Origin of the sequence: Nonomuraea longicatena (genome assembly GCF_039525605.1) — a bacterium.
GTDB classification, from domain to species: domain Bacteria; phylum Actinomycetota; class Actinomycetes; order Streptosporangiales; family Streptosporangiaceae; genus Nonomuraea; species Nonomuraea longicatena.
Genome location: NZ_BAAAHQ010000009.1, coordinates 46,171 through 63,112, shown reverse-complemented (window position 1 = coordinate 63,112; position 16,942 = coordinate 46,171). Strand labels below are relative to the sequence as shown.

General features: G+C 71.4%; 14 protein-coding genes. 3 read left to right on the top strand and 11 right to left on the bottom strand.

All coding sequences use genetic code 11. From position 1 onward, the window contains the following. Positions 1-43 precede the first annotated feature (43 nt). Positions 44-2,338, top strand: coding sequence for a protein kinase domain-containing protein (locus ABD120_RS11315; protein ID WP_343949738.1), 2,295 nt, complete (start codon positions 44-46; stop codon positions 2,336-2,338). A 49-nt stretch (positions 2,339-2,387) separates the two neighbouring features. On the opposite strand, the gene ABD120_RS11310 is transcribed toward ABD120_RS11315, so the two are convergent. The 4 genes from ABD120_RS11310 to ABD120_RS11295 are packed head-to-tail and all read right to left on the bottom strand — an operon-like array spanning position 2,388 to position 5,689. Beyond that, on the bottom strand, positions 2,388-3,554 hold the full coding sequence (locus ABD120_RS11310; protein ID WP_343949737.1) for a transglycosylase SLT domain-containing protein: 1,167 nt from the start codon (positions 3,552-3,554) through the stop codon (positions 2,388-2,390). Positions 3,555-3,557: 3 nt separating this feature from the next. Continuing rightward, positions 3,558-3,848, bottom strand: a complete 291-nt coding sequence (locus ABD120_RS11305) for a hypothetical protein (RefSeq protein WP_343949736.1) — start codon at positions 3,846-3,848, stop codon at positions 3,558-3,560. A 3-nt stretch (positions 3,849-3,851) separates the two neighbouring features. Then, a complete protein-coding gene (locus ABD120_RS11300) occupies positions 3,852-4,616 on the bottom strand; it encodes a WXG100 family type VII secretion target (protein WP_343949735.1) in 765 nt (254 codons plus the stop codon). Then, positions 4,616-5,689, bottom strand: a complete 1,074-nt coding sequence (locus tag ABD120_RS11295; protein ID WP_343949734.1) for a hypothetical protein — start codon at positions 5,687-5,689, stop codon at positions 4,616-4,618. The genes ABD120_RS11300 and ABD120_RS11295 overlap by 1 nt, the downstream gene beginning before the upstream one ends. A gap of 132 nt (positions 5,690-5,821) precedes the next feature. On the opposite strand from ABD120_RS11295, the gene ABD120_RS11290 reads away from it, so the two are divergent. Continuing rightward, positions 5,822-6,748, top strand: a complete 927-nt coding sequence (locus ABD120_RS11290; protein ID WP_343949733.1) for a M23 family metallopeptidase — start codon at positions 5,822-5,824, stop codon at positions 6,746-6,748. A gap of 41 nt (positions 6,749-6,789) precedes the next feature. Here ABD120_RS11290 and ABD120_RS11285 read toward each other — a convergent pair whose 3' ends face one another. The 6 genes from ABD120_RS11285 to eccD form a co-directional block, all read right to left on the bottom strand. Next, positions 6,790-8,103 (bottom strand): WXG100 family type VII secretion target, encoded by a 1,314-nt coding sequence (locus ABD120_RS11285; protein ID WP_343949732.1) that lies wholly within the window; start codon positions 8,101-8,103, stop codon positions 6,790-6,792. Between the two features lie 10 nt (positions 8,104-8,113). Beyond that, a complete protein-coding gene (locus tag ABD120_RS11280; protein WP_343949731.1) occupies positions 8,114-8,488 on the bottom strand; it encodes a hypothetical protein in 375 nt (124 codons plus the stop codon). 12 nt (positions 8,489-8,500) lie between these two features. Beyond that, entirely contained in the window at positions 8,501-8,827 is a 327-nt protein-coding gene (locus ABD120_RS11275; protein WP_343949730.1) for a WXG100 family type VII secretion target, read from the bottom strand. Positions 8,828-8,856: 29 nt separating this feature from the next. After that, positions 8,857-9,171: a WXG100 family type VII secretion target gene (locus ABD120_RS11270; protein WP_343949729.1), complete on the bottom strand. Its 315-nt coding sequence runs from the start codon at positions 9,169-9,171 to the stop codon at positions 8,857-8,859. A 75-nt stretch (positions 9,172-9,246) separates the two neighbouring features. Continuing rightward, positions 9,247-9,690 (bottom strand): YbaB/EbfC family DNA-binding protein, encoded by a 444-nt coding sequence (locus ABD120_RS11265; protein ID WP_343949728.1) that lies wholly within the window; start codon positions 9,688-9,690, stop codon positions 9,247-9,249. 29 nt (positions 9,691-9,719) lie between these two features. Further along, on the bottom strand, positions 9,720-11,282 hold the full coding sequence (eccD, locus tag ABD120_RS11260; protein WP_343949727.1) for a type VII secretion integral membrane protein EccD: 1,563 nt from the start codon (positions 11,280-11,282) through the stop codon (positions 9,720-9,722). Positions 11,283-11,382: 100 nt separating this feature from the next. Between eccD and eccCa the strand changes: the two genes are divergently transcribed. Beyond that, positions 11,383-15,375, top strand: coding sequence for a type VII secretion protein EccCa (eccCa, locus tag ABD120_RS11255; protein ID WP_343949726.1), 3,993 nt, complete (start codon positions 11,383-11,385; stop codon positions 15,373-15,375). Positions 15,376-15,503: 128 nt separating this feature from the next. Here the strand turns inward: eccCa and eccB are convergent, their stop codons facing one another. Continuing rightward, positions 15,504-16,892 carry a type VII secretion protein EccB gene (eccB, locus tag ABD120_RS11250; protein WP_343949725.1) on the bottom strand — a complete coding sequence of 463 codons (1,389 nt, stop codon included), beginning with the start codon at positions 16,890-16,892 and terminating at the stop codon, positions 15,504-15,506. Positions 16,893-16,942: the final 50 nt, after the last annotated feature.

The following is a 16,942-nucleotide window of genomic DNA, read 5'->3' as shown; positions in this document are numbered from 1 at the left end:
GTTCAATGTGGCGAATCATGCTTCGTGTGCCGAAGGGGTTGTGATGGACGCCTTGCTGCCCGGTGACCCGGAACGGGTGGGTGACTACACACTCCTCGGCCGCCTGGGCGAAGGCCCGCGCGGCGTCGTCTACCTCGGACGGCAGCGCGAGGACGGCCCGCAGCACGCGGTCAAGCTGCTGCACGAGAGCCCCGGCGACCCCGAGCGGCCCGCGCGGCTGCTGGCCGCCAAGCGGGTGTCCAGCCCGCACGTCGCCGCAGTGATGTCCGCCGGGTGGCACGAGGGCCGGGCCTACGTGATCCGCGAGTACGCGGAGGGCCGCAGCCTGGCCGAGATCGTCGCGGCCGACGGCCCGCTGACCGGCGAGGCGCTGACGCGGATCGCCGAAGGGATGCTCAAGGCGCTGACGCCGGTGCATCTGGCCGGGATGGCGCACCACGGGCTCACGCCGTCCAACGTGATCGTCACGGCCACCGGGGTGCGGCTGACGGACGTCGCCGTGGGCGAGCCCGTCGGGGAGATCGGCTACCGGTCGCCCGAGCAACTGGAGGACCGGCCGCACGGGGCGTACTCCGACCTGTTCTCGTGGGCGGCCGTCACGGTGTTCGCCGCCACGGGGCGGCCGCCGTTCGGACACGACACCCAGGCCGTGCTCACCGGGCACCCCGACCTGTCGGCGCTGCCCGAGCCGCTGCGCGCGGTCGTGGGGGAGTGCCTGGCCAAGGAGGTCGGGCCCCGTCCGACGACGTACGCGTCGCTGATGCGGCTTTCCGGCAACGCGCCCGCTTCGCCGTCCCCGACCACATCGGGACCCACGGCCCTGCCCATGTACTCCACACCCCCGGCCACACCGCCGGGCGCGGGGGACGCGCCGGGGCAGGCTTCCCCCACACCGCATGGTGAGGGGGGCATACCGGGGCGGGTTTCTCCCACACCGCAGGGTGCAGGGGACGCGCCGGGGCAGATTTCCCCCGCACCGCAGGGTGCGGGGGACGCGGCCGGGCCGGGCTCCGGTATCGCGCAGCCGCCGGGGGCGCAGCCGTATCCGGAGCACGTCGTGGGGCCGGACCAGATCGTGGGGCCGCGATCCGGGGACGGGCGGCTCCCCGTCCCGCAGCAGCCCGGGGCGCCCTGGCCTGGTGCCGTACCCCACCAGGGGCAGCCGTGGGGGTCGCCGGTCATGCCGGGGGCGGTCGTGCCGGCGGGTCGGGGGGACACACCCCTGGAAGGTGTGGCGATCCCGCCGCAGCAGAACTGGGGGCCGCCGCCGATCGCCCCGGAACCGGGCGGACCCGTCGCCGGTGAGCCGTCCGGCGGGCGGCCCGCCGAGCAGCCCGCCCGCCAGTCGTTTCCGATCGGCCTGGTCGCGGCGCTGGCGGCGGTGATGCTCGTCTCCGGCCTCGGCCTGTACGGTGCCACCCGCTACGCGAGCGAGCAGCCGCTGCAGGTCACCGCCGCCGAGGGCACGAGTACGCCGGGAACCGTACGGACCGAGGCCGCCGCACAGGGCGTGGAGGCCGCGCCGCAGCCGGACGAGCCGCAGCCCGAGTCGACGGTGCCGTGGGCGCGGAAGCCGACGCCGGACGACGCCGGTGTGATGCCGTTCGAGCTGCCTTCCGACCAGTCCGCCGACGCGCTCTCGACGCCGGAGGTGCCGGTGCTCACCCGGGTGCCGCAGCCGGTCACGCCTCCGGCGCAGCAGCCCGCCCAGCCGCCGTACCAGCAGCCCGCCCAGCCGACCACTCAGCCGACCGCCCAGCCCACCGCACGGCCGACGGAGCGGCGCGCCCAGCAGTCCCCGTCCCCGCGTCCCAGCGGAACCCGCACCCCGACTCCGACCCCCACTCCCACGCCGACGCCCACACCCACTCCGACCCCCACCCCGACACCGACCCCCACGCTCACGCCCACGCCGACGCCCAGCCCGACCGCTACGCCGACGGCCAAGCCGAGCACCTCCAAGCCCCCCACGCCCAGGCCGCAGCCCATCACCTCCAAGCCCGTGGAGCCGGTGAAGAACCCGCACACCCCCACCGGGGTCTGCGGCTCCGGCTTCCGGGTTGTGGCGCAGAGCGCGTTCGCCGGTGCCACCACGTACCTGCTGTACGACGCGGGCAGCGGCATGAACTGCGCGGTCACGATGAAGACCGCCAGCGTCGGCGAGAAGACGTCGGTCGGCGTCACCCTGAAGATTCAGAACGGCGGCGGCCTGAGCGACCTGGGCGACTTCGAGTACTACGCGGGCCCGGTGAAGCTGCAGGGCAAGGGCAAGTGCGCGAGGTACTCGGGGACGTCGGCCGAGGGCAAGGTCAGCGTCCCGTGGGGCAACTGCGGCTGACGCGCCGGCCCGGTCAGGCCGGACGACCTGACCGGGCCGGGCACGTCGGCTAGTACGGGCGGTAGCCGCCGCCGCTCTCCAGGGACTCGATCCCCGGATGGTTGCCGAGGTCGCCGTATCGGCTGTACGTGTACAGCACCCCGGCGATGATGTTGTCCACCGGGCTCAGGATCTCCTTGTACCCGGGCAGGCTGTGGGCGTTGAACGTGGGCGGGATCGTCTGCATCAGCCCCTGCGACGGCACCCCGTTCTTGGCGTTGATGTCCCAGTTGTTGACAGCGCTCGGGTTTCCGCCGGACTCGTGGTGGATGATGGTCCAGATGCGCTGGATGTCCTGAGGGTCGTTCGGGTCGAGGTCGGCCACGTCGAGTCCCCGCTCGGCCAGGACGGCCGCCATCTCGGGCGACTTGATGACCTCCAGCGCCTTCTTGATCCACTCGACGACCTCGGCCTTGGGCGCGGGGGCGCCGCCGCCGTTGGAGACCCCGCCGTACTCGTAGCCGGGACTCCCGCCACCGCCACCGCCGACGCCACCGTCACCGTCACCGGCCCCGCCGCCGGTTCCGCCGCTGCCCGGGGCCGGCTGGTAGCCCGGGGTGCGTACCCAGCCCTTCTCCCCGGGCACGGGGACGAACTGCTCGGGCGTCGGCGACTTGAAGTCGGAGAAGGTGAAGCCGCCCGAGTCCTTGAGCTTGTTGGTGAGCAGCGTCGTCGCGTCGGTGACGGCGTCGTTGAGCGGGGTCAGCTTGGGCTCGGCGTCCTTGGCCGCGGCGGTGGCGAGCCGCTTGACCCCGGCCTCGTCCGCCCCCTTCGCGGCGTCGGGGTTGTCCTGGAAGTACTGCTTGGAGTACGCGGCCGCGTTGTCGAGCAGGCGACCGGCGATGCCGTCGATCTCCCGCCGCGCGGTGGTCAGTTCGTCGGCGACGCGGTCCAGCGCGCCCGCGCACGTCGAAAGGACGGAGTCGAGCCCGTCGCCCGCCTTGCGGAAGTTGGTCATGTACGTCGTGAACTCCGCCGAGGCGGTGCCCTGCCAGGCCCGGTCCACCTTGCCGACCGCGTTGCCGACCCCGCCCGCGTAGTCCAGGGCGGTGTCGCCCGCGTTGCGCCAGCGTCTGGCGAGGTCGCGGACCGGGCCGGGTTCGACGGCCACCTTGTCCATGATCGCGGCCAGTCCCTCGCCGCCCGGCAGCTTGCGCACCTCAGCGCTGTTGATCAAGCTCTAGCCCCCGCTCGCGGCGTTGGCCGCGCGGACGTTGGTCTCGACCCGGTCCAGCGCGTTCTCGACCGCGCGCAGCCGTTCGGCGGCGGCGCCGTACTCCTTCTTGACGAGGTCTTCCTCGACCTTGGCCACCTGGGCGTCGAGGGCCGAGGCGCCGTCCAGGGAGCCGAACAGGCCGGTGCCCTTGGCGGGCTTCAGCTCGCCGTACGCCTGCTCGAAGTCCTTGGCCAGGCGGTAGGCGGCGGCGCCGCAGTCCTTGAGCGCCTGGAAGTGGATGTCGAATCCGCCCATGGTCTACGCGGGTGCTCCGGGGGCCGGGGGCATGCCGTTCTTGCCCATCAGGGACGGGTCCAGGATCGGCTTCACCATCGGCGCCTTGCTGTAGGGGTCGTTGCCGAGGCCGGTGCCGCCGAAGTTGGGCATCGCCTTCAGCTCCATGAACTTGGTCGCCTGCTGCGAGGTGAGCTGCGACACACCCGTGTACAGCAGGCCGAGGGTGATCGCGACCTGCGTCAGCGTGGTCACGAGCCCCTTGACGGTGATCCCCGTCGACACGAGTGCCGGGGTCACCGCGGCCTGGGTGGCCAGCCGCAGCGGCGGGAAGGCGGTCGAGGCGGTCAGCGCGGCGGCGTAGGCGGTCATGAGGGCCGCGATGGCGACCGCCACGTAGGACAGCACGTTGTACAGCTTGGCGGCGGAGCCGAGCGCGTCGCCGATGCCGTTGCGCTGCTCGGCGGCGCTGTCGAGCTCCTTGAGGAACTGCTGCATCACGCCCTTGGCGGTCTCGGCGGTCGGCCCCTCCCACTTGGCGTCCTTCTCCAGCCGCTCGATCAGCGTTTTGATGGAGGTGCGCAGTTCTTCGAGTTCGCCGGTCTTGCCGCCCGCCGCAGTGGTCTTCCACTCGTCCTTGGCCTTGAGCATGCCGTCAGGGTCGGAGACCAGCAGGCCCAGCATCGCGGCGATGGAGAAGGCGATCGGGTGCATGATGGCGACCGCCGCCACGGACGCGACGCTGGCGGCGCTGATGAAACGGTTGCGTGCTTCGGCGTCCAGCTCCATCAGAAGCCCTCCTCCATCCCGAGGACGGGCGGGGCGATGTCCTCGTCGTCGTCCCAGACGCTCTCGTCGGCGCGCAGCGCGTCGGACCCGGCTTGCTCGCGCTCGTCGTTCTGGCCCGCGCCACCCATGGGCATCATCGGCATCATCGGCGCGCCGCCCATGGGCAGGCCGCCCGCCACGGCGGGCCCTCGGGCGCCGGGGGCGCCGCCGCTGCCGGGGCCCGCCAGCGAGCCGGTGCCGACGGCGCCGCTCGGGCCGTACCCGGTGGACCGGCCTGCGTCGGAGCCCGGGATGTCGGGCATGCCCGTCGAGGGCGGCGTGAACGACTGCGGGGTGACCTGGGGTGGCGTGAACGAGGCCAGCTCGGTGGCGTTCGGGTTCGGGACGCTGCGGTTGAGCTTGTTCTCCAGGTCCGACAGGCCCGTCTGTGCCGCGTTGGCGCCGCTCGGATTGAGGCCAGCGGGGTTGAGACCGTTGGGGTTCAAGCCATTGGGGTTCAGGCCGTTGGGGTTCAGGCCGTTGGGGTCGATTCCCTTGGGGTCTGGCAGGTTCGGGGGTTTGACGGCGTTCGGGTCGATCCCCGGGGACTTCGGGAGGTTCGCACCGGGGTTGCCCAGGTCGGGCACGGACGCCTTCGGCATGCTGGCGCCGGGCATCTTGGGGGCGCCGCCCAGCCCGCCACCGCCGAGTCCGCCCATGCCGCCGCCCGCGCCGCCGAGACCGCCGGGCATCTTGGGGCCGCCGGGCGGCTTCGGTGTGCTCTTCTCGTCGGCCGCCGTGTAGTTCTTGTCGGCGATCGTGAGCGCGTCCTTCCAGGACTCGACGGCCTGGGAGGCGATCTTGAGCGTACTGCCGGCCTGCCCGCGCGCCTGGTCGTGGGCGCTGTCGGCCGAGTGCCCGAGCACCCCGAAGCCCGGCCATGGCACGTTGATGCCTTCGGTGCGGGTGCTCAGCTTGCCGATCTTCTCGGAGTCGCCGGTGAGGCTCTCGCTGTTGGTGGCCAGCTTGCCCTGGTGGAAGGAGACTCCGGAGGAGGGCTTCATCCCAGGTACGGCGAACGGTTGATCGGTCATCTCCTACCTTCTCCCGCTGAAACCCCACAAAGCCCAACAGGCCCTCAGGCTACTCCAGCAACCAGAATTTATTGACTGATCCCGTGAGATCTACCTGGACATCTCATGATCTTTCGGTGGATTCTTTCCCTCATGCGTAGAACAGTACTGATCATCGGAATGGCAGCTGTGGCGTTTCCGCTGGTGAACGGGGTGACGTCCGCCGGTGCCACAGCGGCGACGCCGATGCAACTCCCCTTCCCGTGCGGCGAACGCTGGTACGGCAAGAGCTACACAGGCGGTGGTCACGCCCACAACGCGTACGCCATCGACTTCAACGGCAGCCCCAGCGACGGCGACGGCGACCAGGGCAGACGGGTCGTCGCCGCGGCGGGCGGCAAGGTGATCCGTTCGGTGTACGAGACCGGCAACGGCTTCGGCAACGTGGTCGTCATCAGGCACGCCGACGGCACGACCGCCTTGTACGCCCACCTGAAGTCGCGCTCGGTGAGCACCGGCGCCTCGGTCGGTCAGGGCCAGTCCATCGGGACCGTCGGCAAGACCTCCGCGAAGTACAAGATGGGCGCGCACCTGCACTTCGAGCACCGTACCTCGGGCGGCGGCGGCATCGCGGCCCGCTTCAACGGCGCCGGGTTCGCCTACAACGGCAGGCACAACGCGGTCGTGTCGCGCAACTGCGGCGGCGGCACCCAGAACAGCACGCCCGACAAGCCCAGCACGCCCGCCGGGTCGTCGAACCCGTACTCGCCGGAGAAGGTCTGCGGCTCGGGCTTCCGCCGGATCGACGCGGCCCCCCTGGGTTCGGCCGGTACGGTCCACCTGCTGTACAACTCGGCCACGGGCGAGAACTGCGTCACCACCGTACGGTCGAGCGGCAGCGGCAAGGTCGCGATGACGGCCTACCTGGAGGCCAAGGGCAAGGCGCGCGGCCAGGACAAGGGCAGCTTCCAGTACTACGCGGGCCCGGTGAAGACCCAGGCCAGAGGCATCTGCGTGAAGTGGGGCGGCTCGATCGGCTCGGCCGCGTACAACAGCCAGTTCGAGCACTGCAAGGCGTGAGCCTTCGACCGGCGGCCCGCAGCGCGTGCGGGCCGCCGGCGCTAGCCGATCAGCGGATCGGTGACGTCGTGGTCGGTGACCCAGGTGTTCGGGTCCTCGTGCAGCGTCGTCGAGTGCTCGTAGGCGTCCTCGGCGCCGGCGCCCGCGCCGCCCATCGGCATGAAGGGGAAACCGCCGTTGCCCGGCACCCCTGCGGCGCGCGCCCCCGGCCCGCCGCCGCCGGGCACGCCACCGTAGCCGGTCCCCGGGTTGCCGAGCACGGTCGGTACGCCGGGCGGCGTACCGACCGGGTTGACCGGAGCGGGCGTCCACCCCTGCGGCGTCGGCCACCCACCGGGCGTCGTCGGCCCCGTCATGGGCGCAGTCGTGGGCACTGTCGTCGGCGGCGCACCGGTGATCGTGGGCGGCACGCTCGCGGCCTCGGTTCCGCGCTGGTCCGGCATGCCCGGCATCGTGGTGCCCCGGTCGTCGCCGATCACCGGCGGCGCGGTGCCGTCGGATCTGCCCCCCGGCTGCTGCCCATCGGGCCGGTCACCGTTCGGCCCCGTGCCGTCAGGACCGCCAGGGTTTCCGGGACCGCCAGGGTTTCCGGGGCCGGGGTCGCCGCCCGGCGGGACGGTGTCCGGCCGGGAGCCGCCGTCCCCCGAGGACGCCGACCCGGACCGCCCGCCGCTTCCACCCGAGTAGGACCCGCCGCCGGAGGTGCCGTCGAGCGGGTTCTGGGTGGAGGGGACGCTCGGCAGCCGGTACGGCCGGGGCCCGCCCCGGTCGTCGGGCATCGTGATCTCGGGCAGCGTGTAGGTGACCTCGACCGGCACGTTGTAATAGACCTGGACGATCTGCTGGTTGAGCTGCTGGAGGATCTCCCTGGCCTGCTTGGTCCGGTCGGTCCCGGCGCCGCCGCCGATCACCCCGTCGTCGCTGGGCGCGCCCGTCGTGCCGCCGCCCGTGTTCTCCTCGGTCCCCGGGTCCTTGGACTCCGAGGGCAGTGACTGGATCTTCTTCTGGGCGTCGGGCAGGTGGGTTCCGCCGTAGTCGTTGAGCGCCGCGCCCATCATGTTCAGCTTCGTGACAAGTTCCGTGCTCGTGGCGACGAGCATCTGCAGCGCCTGCTGCGTCTTGGCCGAGGCGTCCGAGCGCCAGTGCTCGGACAGTTTCCGCGCCGCGCCCCGCAGGTCCTCGGCGTGCGTCGAGAGCAGTTCGGCCGCCTTGGTGTGCGCGGCGCCGGCCTTCTTGATGTCGGCGGGCGCGGTGGCCATGATCCACCGCTGGATCAGGTCCGGATCCGCCGTGACCTGTCCCGCGTAGGGGCAGACCGACTGGTCCCTGATGGGCAGCGTCTTCTTTTCCGCCACGATGACCTTCCTAGGAGCCGGACCGCCCGTTCGGGGCGTACCGCTCGTAGATCGCCGCCTGGGTGCGGATCGCTTCTATGACTTCCTGGTATCGCTCGACCAGGATCTCGTAGACGTGCGGGAGCGTGGCGCCGCCGCCGGTGGCGCCGGTCGTCGCGACGCTGTTGGCCAGGGTGTCGACCTCGTCCCACTGGCCCAGGGCCGCCCGGTTGAGTGACGCGGCCGCCTTGAGCCCGGCGACCGTGCCGTCGCCCTTGCCGGTCAGTGGAGCCAGCAGGCGTTCGAGCTCGTCGGCGACCTCCCGCATCTTCGCCGCGTCGTAGTAGAGCTCGTCCTTCTTGACGTCGAGCCCTGGCCACTCGTCCTGCGGCCGGTTGGGTGCCATGGGTCAGGCCGCTCAGGCGTCCCGGGACCACATGCCGGAGTTGAGCTTCTCCGCGTGCTGGTAGTTGTCACGGGCGATGCCGACCGCCAGCTGGGCGTTGTTGAGCTCCTCCCGCATCTCGCCGGCCTGCTGGTTCCACTTGGCGCGGATGGTCTCGAAGAACCCCTGAGCCTCACCGGTCCAGGCGTTGTTCCCGCCGCCGCCGTCGCCGCCGAGCGCGGTCCGCAGTTCCCTGACCATGTCTTCGAAGGTGTTCTCGAACTGCTCGACGAGTTTGGTGAGCTCGGCCTGCTTGAGCTCCATGTTGCCGAAATTGACGCGTGTGTAGTCGTCGGACACGTCGGTCTCCCCTGGGTGTGCGGTGAGGGTCAGCGGTTGATGAGGCTCTGGATCTTGTTGGTGGCCGCGAAGGCGTCCTCGTCGGCCTGCTGGTAGACGTTGGCGTTCATGCCGAGCTTCTCCGCGATGTCGGCGAGCATGCCGCGCATCTGGTTCATCTCGTCCCGCCAGCCGACCATGACCTGGCCGAACGCGCGCGAGGCCGGGCCGGCCCAGTCGGCGGTGGTCAGTTCCGTCGCGGTCTGCTCGACGTTCTTGATGAGCTGCTCGATGTACTGGCCCTTGTTCTCGACGATGGTCTTCGCGCTGGCGAGCTGGGTCGGGCTGGCTCCGAATGCGGACATTGATACCTCTCATCAGCCGCTTAAACGGGATTTGTTACCAATACCTGTCAAAGGTCACTCTAGCTAGCATCAGCCTCAGAGGTTGAGACGTCTGCGGATTTGATCGAGTTCCCCCATGACGTCGTCGTACGTCCGGTGGTAGGCGGATTCGGCGCTCTTCAGGTCCTGCAGGGCCGCGTCCGGGTCGTTCAGGAACTTCAGCGGATTGCCCTCCTCGCCGAACGCCTCGACCATGGCCGCGTTGACCTGCTCGTTCAGATCGGCGGCGGCATCGGCCAGCGCCTGCTTGATCCGCTCGGCCAGCTCTCCTGAGCTGAGCCGCATCGCCTTGGGATGGAGTTCGAGCTCGCGCAGTCCCGCGACGCCGTACTCCACGCTCACCAGGCCGTCCTCGTCACCGGCCCGGCCGACGACCGAGGCCAGCACCGCCTGCGTCTGCTCCGCGCGGGCGAACTGCGCGGTCGCCGTCTCCATCAGCTTGTCGACGTCGATCTTCCCGAAGTCTCCGAAGCCGTCCATCAGGTCACTCCCCGAAAGTGGTAGAAGGGTCAGCCGCTCAGGCCGCGTACCCAGGTGTAGACCTCGAGTACGCCCAGCGCCAGCGGGAACAACTGCACGATCAGCAGCCAGTCGACGATGTCGCCCGCCCGCCCCCAGAACGGCGAGAGTTTGCCGGACGGCAGCCAGATGCCCAGCCCGAGCGCCAGCAGCGCGACCCACAGCAGGCCGACGCCGACGCCGACCGCGACCAGCCCGTCCCCCGTCGTCGCCAAGGACAGCGCGAGCAGCGCCAGCCCCGCGAACCCGCTGCAGATCAGCCACAGCCGCTGGCCGGTGCCGTGGAAGACCCGGGCGCGCAGGAACAGGGTTAGCGACAACGTCAGCGTCATCAGCCTGGCGATCCACCCGCCCTCGGCCACCAGCAGTACCTGGGTGCCCATGACCACGAGACAGGTCCCGGTGACCAGGCCCGTCACATAGCCCTGCGCGTGGCGGGTGCGGGCGAGTACGGCAGCGCTGTCGAGCCGCTGGTTGTCGCCGCGCAACTCCTCGGCGTTCGTCGGCATCGCGGGCATCGGCAGCCGCGCCATCCGGAACGACAGCGTCGGGATGAGCGGGCCGAAGGCCAGCAGCACGGTCGCCGCCACCGCCGCCACCCCGGCGGCAGGGGAGCCGGACACCATCACGACCGCGCTGCCGATCGCGCCCACGATCGCGGCGACGGCCGTACCGAGGAATCCCGGCATGGCGTCGGCGATCAGCGTCGCGGCGAACGCCGCGACCAGGGCGGTGCACGCGAACGCCGCCAGCAGGCTGGGCGCCCCGAGTCCCGCCAGCCCCGCATCGCCCGCCGGGGCGAGCAGGCCCGCCAGGAAACCGTACGGCAGCGCCGCGAACCCGATCAGCGCGGCGGCGGCGCCCGCCCCGAGCGCCCGCGAGACGATCGTCCCGGTCGCGAGCAGCAACAGCGCGAACACCCCTGCGACGATCGCCGTCAGCCCCCACGGCGGCCCCGACAACATCAGCCCGAACGCCCCGAACACCAGCAGCCCGCAGGCGCCGCCCGCGCCCAGCCTGCGCGTGTGCGCGGCGCTCCACTGGCCGGGCCCGTCCTTCACCCCCGTGGCCACGACGTCGGCGACGTCGTCGAAGAGCGCCTGCGGCAGCACGGCCTCACCCGGCCGCAGATAGAGGATCTCGCCGTCCAGCACGCCCAGCGCGCCCAGGCTCTGCCCCAGGTCGAGCGGCGGGCCGCCGAGCCGCTGGAGCGCCCAGCCGGGGGCGGCGGAGGCGTCGCCGTCGAGCTCGTCCAGCGCCCGCAGCAGGCCGGGCAGCACGTGGGGGAGCGGGATGTCGGCGGGCAGCGCCAGGTCGGCCCGCTTGCGCGGCGCCACGATCGTGACGTGCACGATCGGCGCCAGAACCGGCGGCGCCAGCTGCGCCAGCGCGCCCTGCCTGGGCGGTCCCTGGGGCCCGTGCGGGCCGGGCGGCAACTGGCCGTACGGTCCCTGCGGGCCCGAGCCGTGGTGTGCGGGGCCCTGCCGCATCGGGACCTGCGGGTACGGACCCGGCTGCATCGGGCCCTGCTGCCCTTGCGCGGGCGGTATCACGGATGTTCTCCCTTTCCCCATGAGCACCAGGACAGGCCCGAACATATCGGGCGTACATCTGGTAAGAAAGTCGTGCAAGCGACCAGGAGGCTGTCACCAGGTGAGCATCGTGATCGTGCGGCGCCCCGAGCGCCGCCCCTCTCCGACACCGCCACGCGGCGAGATCCTGCTCGAATCCCCACCGGACATCCCCGAAGTCCAGAGCCAGGGATTCATGGCGGTCCTCACCTACCTGCCCATGATCGCAGGCGCGGCGGCGATGGGCCTGATGTTCACGGCAGGCGGCAGCGCCAACCCGATCATGTACGTGGCCAGCGGCCTGTTCGCCTTCTCCATGGTCGGCATGACCATCGCCCAGATCGGCAGGCAGGCCGGCGAGCGCAAACAACGCCTGAACGGCGCCCGCCGCGACTTCTTCCGCTACCTGTCCCAGATCCGCGGCAAGGCCCGCAAAGCCGCCAAGCAGCAGCGCGAATCCCTCGAATGGGGCAATCCCGCGCCCGACACGCTCTGGTGGATCGCCATGGGTCCCCGCCTGTGGGAACGCCGCCCCCGCGACCCCGACTTCGGCACCGTACGGCTCGGCACCGGCGTCCAGAAGCTCGCCGTCCAGCTCGTCCCCCCGGACTCCAAGCCCGTCGAGGACCTCGACGCGCTCACCTCCGGAGCCCTGCGCCGCTTCGTGCGCGCCCACTCCACGGTCACCGGCCTGCCGGTCGCCGTCGCCCTCGGCTCCTTCGCCCGCATCAGGATGAGCGGCGACCCCGCCGCCGTGCGAGACCTCGTCCGCGCGATGGTCGCCCAGATGACCGCCTTCCACGCCCCCGACGACATGCGCGTCATGGTGTGCGCCAGCCAGGAGTGGATGGCCCACTGGGAGTGGGTCAAATGGCTGCCGCACGCCCTGCACCCCGAGGAGAACGACGCCGCGGGCCAGGTCAGGCTGATGACCGAGAATCTGGGCGACCTCGACCGGCTGCTCGGCGGCGACCTCAAGGAGCGGGCCAGGTTCCGGCCGGGCGCGCCCTCCGACGCGTTGCCGTACCACGTGCTGATCGTCGACGGCGGGCACGTGCCGCACGACTCCCAGCTCGGCATGGACGCCATCCAGGGCGTCACCGTCATCGACCTGTCCGGCGGCACCGGCGTCGTCGAGGAGAAGGCCACCCTCCGGCTGGAGGTGCTGCCCGACGGTTTCCACATGGTCAAACTCGACCACGCCGGCAAGGAGACCCGCACCCGCCTCGGCGACCCCGACCGGCTCGACTTCCTGCGCGCCGAAGGGCTGGCCAGGCAGCTCGCCCCGCTGCGGCTGTCCAGCGGCGCGGGCGGCGGCGAGACGCAGGACGTCCTCTCGCTCAACACCACCCTCACCGAACTGCTCGGTGTCGGCGAGCCCACCCTGATCGACACCGACGTCGTCTGGCGTCCGCGCGCCGGCCGCAACCGGCTCAGGGTGCCGATCGGGCTCGGCTCGGACGGCCGCGTCGTCGAACTCGACATCAAGGAGTCCGCGCAGGGCGGCATGGGCCCCCACGGGCTGGTGATCGGCGCCACCGGCTCCGGGAAGAGCGAACTGCTGCGCACCCTCGTGCTCGGCCTGGCCGTCACCCACTCCTCCGAGATCCTCAACTTCGTCCTCGTCGACTTCAAGGGCGGCGCCACCTTCCTCGGCCTGGAGTCGCTGTCGCACGTCTCCGCCGTCATCACCAACCTCGAAGACGAACTGCCGCTGGTCGACCGCATGCACGACGCCCTGCACGGCGAGATGGTGCGCCGTCAGGAACTCCTGCGCGCGGCAGGCAACTACGCCTCCCTGCGCGACTACGAGCGGGCCCGCGAGCAGGGCGTCGAACTCGCGCCCATGCCCACCCTGTTCGTGATCCTGGACGAGTTCAGCGAACTGCTGAGCGCCAAGCCCGAGTTCATCGAACTGTTCGTGATGATCGGACGGCTCGGCCGCTCCCTCGGCGTCCACCTGCTGCTGGCCTCCCAGCGCCTCGAAGAGGGACGGCTGCGCGGCCTCGACACCCACCTGTCCTACCGGATCGGCCTGCGGACCTTCTCCGCCATGGAGAGCCGCGTCGTCCTCGGCGTCGCCGACGCCTACGAGCTGCCCTCCGCGCCGGGAAACGGCTACCTGAAGTTCGACACCACCGGGATGACCCGCTTCAAGGCCGCCTACGTCTCCGGCCCCCACCAGCCGGACGGCCGGGCCGCGGCCTCCTCCGGCGGCCCCGCGAGCGTGCGCGAGGTCGTCGTGTACGGCACCGGGTTCGCGCCCGTCCCCGTCGTCGAGCAACCCGTCCAGGAACTCCCGCCCGCCGAGGAGAACGCCCCCGCCGGACAGGCCAGCCTGCTCGACATCGTCGTGGGCCGCCTCAAAGAACGCGGGCCGGAGGCCCACCGCATCTGGCTGCCGCCGCTGGCCGAGCCACCCACGCTCATCCACCTGATGCCGCCGCTGACGATCACGCCGGAACTCGGCCTGTCCACCCCGAGCTGGGGCGGCCGAGGACGGCTGCACGCCGTCGTCGGCGTCATCGACAAGCCCTTCGAGCAGCGCCGCGACCCTTTCTGGCTGGACCTGTCCGGCGCCGGCGGCCACATCGCCGTCGTCGGCGGTACCCAGAGCGGCAAGAGCACCGTCCTGCGGACCCTCGTCACCGGCATGGCGCTCACCCACACCCCCCGCGAGGTGCAGTTCTACTGCCTCGACTTCGGCGGCGGCTCCCTCGCCTCCCTCGACGGCCTGCCGCACGTCGGCGGCATCGCCTCCCGCCTCGACGCCGACCGCGTCCGCCGTACGGTCGCCGAGATCGCCGGCGTCATGGCCGAGCGCGAGCGCCTGTTCACCGAGTCCGGCATCGACAACATCGGCTCCTACCGCCGCATGGTCGCCGAAGGGCAGATCCAGGGGGACGGCTGGGGCGACATCTTCCTCGTCGTCGACGGCTGGCTGACGATCAAGCAGGAGTTCGAGGCGCTGGAGACCACGATCACCGACCTGGCCAACCGGGGGCTCGGCTTCGGCGTCCACGTGATCGCCTCGACCAACAAGTGGTCGGAGTTCCGGCCCTCCATCCGCGACCTGTTCGGCAGCCGGATCGAGCTGCGGCTCGGCGACTCCTACGAGTCCGAGGTCAACCGCAAGGCCGCGCTGGCCGTACCGGAAGGCGTGCCGGGACGCGGACTCACCAAGGAGGGGCTGCACTTCCTGTCGGCGCTGCCGAGGCTCGACGGCGTCCAGAGCGCCGACGACCTGTCGGTCGGCGTCCGCGCGCTCGTGCAGGCCGTACGGGATGCCTGGAAGGGGGCGCCCGCGCCCGCCGTCCGGCTGCTGCCCGCGATCCTGCCCGCCGCCCAGCTCCCGCCCGTCGAGCAGAGCGCGCCGCGCCGCATCCCCATCGGCATCGACGAGGCCACCCTGTCGCCGCTCGCGCTCGACTTCGACACCGACCCGCACTTCGTCGTGGTCGGCGACACCGAGAGCGGGAAGTCCAACCTGCTGCGGCTCATCTGCGAGGGCATCGTGGCCCAGCAGACGCCGCACGACGCCATGATGATCGTCATCGACTACCGCCGCTCGCTGCTGGACTCCGCCGCCACCGAGCACCGCATCGGCTACGCCGCCTCCAGCACCGCCGCCGCCGACCTCATCGGCGACGCGCGCTCGGCCCTGCTCAAGCGGCTGCCTCCGGCCGATCTCACGCCGGAGCAACTGCGGGCGCGCAACTGGTGGCAGGGCTCCGACCTGTACATCGTCGTGGACGACTACGACCTGGTGGCCACCTCGACCAACCCGCTGGCGCCGCTCGCCGAACTGCTGCCCCAGGCCCGCGACATCGGCCTGCACCTGGTCCTGGCCAGGCAGATGGGCGGCATGGGACGGGCCATGTTCGACCCGGTCATCACCAAGCTGAAGGACATGGCCAGCCCGGCGCTCATCATGTCGGGCAACAAAGACGAGGGCCTGCTGTTCGGCAACGTACGGCCGCACCCGCTACCGCCGGGACGCGGCTACCACGTGGACCGCAGGTTCGGCGCCCGCCTGTCCCAGACCGCCTTCCTCGACCCGCCGGACGAGGGCTGATGGTCATCGGCGGGCGCGGCTGGACGGTTCACGGGGCGGCGTCACGGCGCGGTGCCCGGACACGGGGAGGAGCGTGACCCTGGAGGTCGCCCGCCGGTGGGGTGGGCTTCGCCGTGAGGTCCGTGATGTCACTGGGGGGTGCGGGCGGCGGCGGGGTCGAGCACGGGGCCCTTGGGGATCAGATCGAGCAGGTTGCTGGGCATCGGCGAGATGGACGCGGCGTCATATCCCAGTTTTCCCAAGACTTCGGGGGTTTTCAGGGGGTACTGCCGGCCCTGGTCGGTGATCAGGAAGTAGGTGTTGACGGCCGACGTCAGCCCCTCGCCCGGCAGTCTGCCCGCCACCGCCGCGCCCCCGGGAGGGAGCAGCACCTGGTCCAGTTGCCCCGTCCCCCCGGCGCTGCGCGGCGCGGGGATGGACAGGTTGCCGCCCACCGTCAGCTTCGCCATGAGTGAGCCCTTCTGGGCGTCCGCGTACACCGCGCACAGCGGCGCGGCCGGAGGCGGTGTGATGACCTTGGGCATCGTCACCGGCAGCCCCGCCGTCGCCTGCTGCTTCGACGGCCTGGCGTTCGCCGTCGCCGCGTCGATCTCCAGCGGCTTCACGCGGTCGCGGCCGTAAGCCTGCTTCGTCCCCCGGTCGTCCAGCAGCAGTCGCGCCTCCACGATCGGGATCTCCGCGAAACCGTCCGCGAGCAGCACGTACCAGCGCTCCGGGGCGCCCGCCACGGCGGGCGCCGTGAACACCTGGCCGACCCGGCCCGCGCCCGCCACCTTCTCGCCCCGTTCGGCGATCCGCCGCGCCCGGAACTCGACCCCCTCGGGGATCGCGTTGATCCACGTCGCGGGCACGTTCCTGAGCGTGCTCACACCGAGCGAGCGCAGCCCGTCCGAACTCACCCGCATCCGCTGGTCCTTCCAGAGCACCCAGCCCTGGTTCTGGTCGTCGCGCACGGCGATCGCCCCGCCGCCGATCGGCTGCCCGCCGACCTCCATCCCGCCCACCAGGGAGACGTACGTCCTGCGCCCGTTCACCGCGTCGGAGCCCTCGGTCAGGCAGGCCGACCACGGCCCCTTGACCAGCTTGTTCTTCGCGGGCAGTGAGTCCGGGGCGCCCGCGATGCCCACCGTCGGGCCCCTGCGGTAGGCCGCCAGCGACGCGGCCGTGACGTTACGCACCTTGACCTTGTCGGTGTCCAGCAGCAGCCGCGCCGACACGTAGTTGGCCACCGGCAGCAACTGCCTGTTCTGCTGGCTGAAGATGAACAGCGCGCCGCTCTCCTCCTCGACCAGCAACTGGCCGGGATTCTCCAGTTTGGTGGCGTTACCGGGCCGCAGCAGACCCCAGATCCCGAAAGCCGCCGTGATGAGCACCGCGACCAGCACCCCGCAGAACATCGCCACCGTGTGCCTGCGCATCGGCGACTCGGGGACGTCAGGCTCGGCCTGAAGGAGTGCCATGCCCATGCGCTGCACCATCAGGCGATGCGCCTGGTAGAGGTCCTTCCGGGTCTGCATGCAACTCCGTTCTTCCGAGCTGACAGGCTAACAGCCTGCCCGTTTTCTGT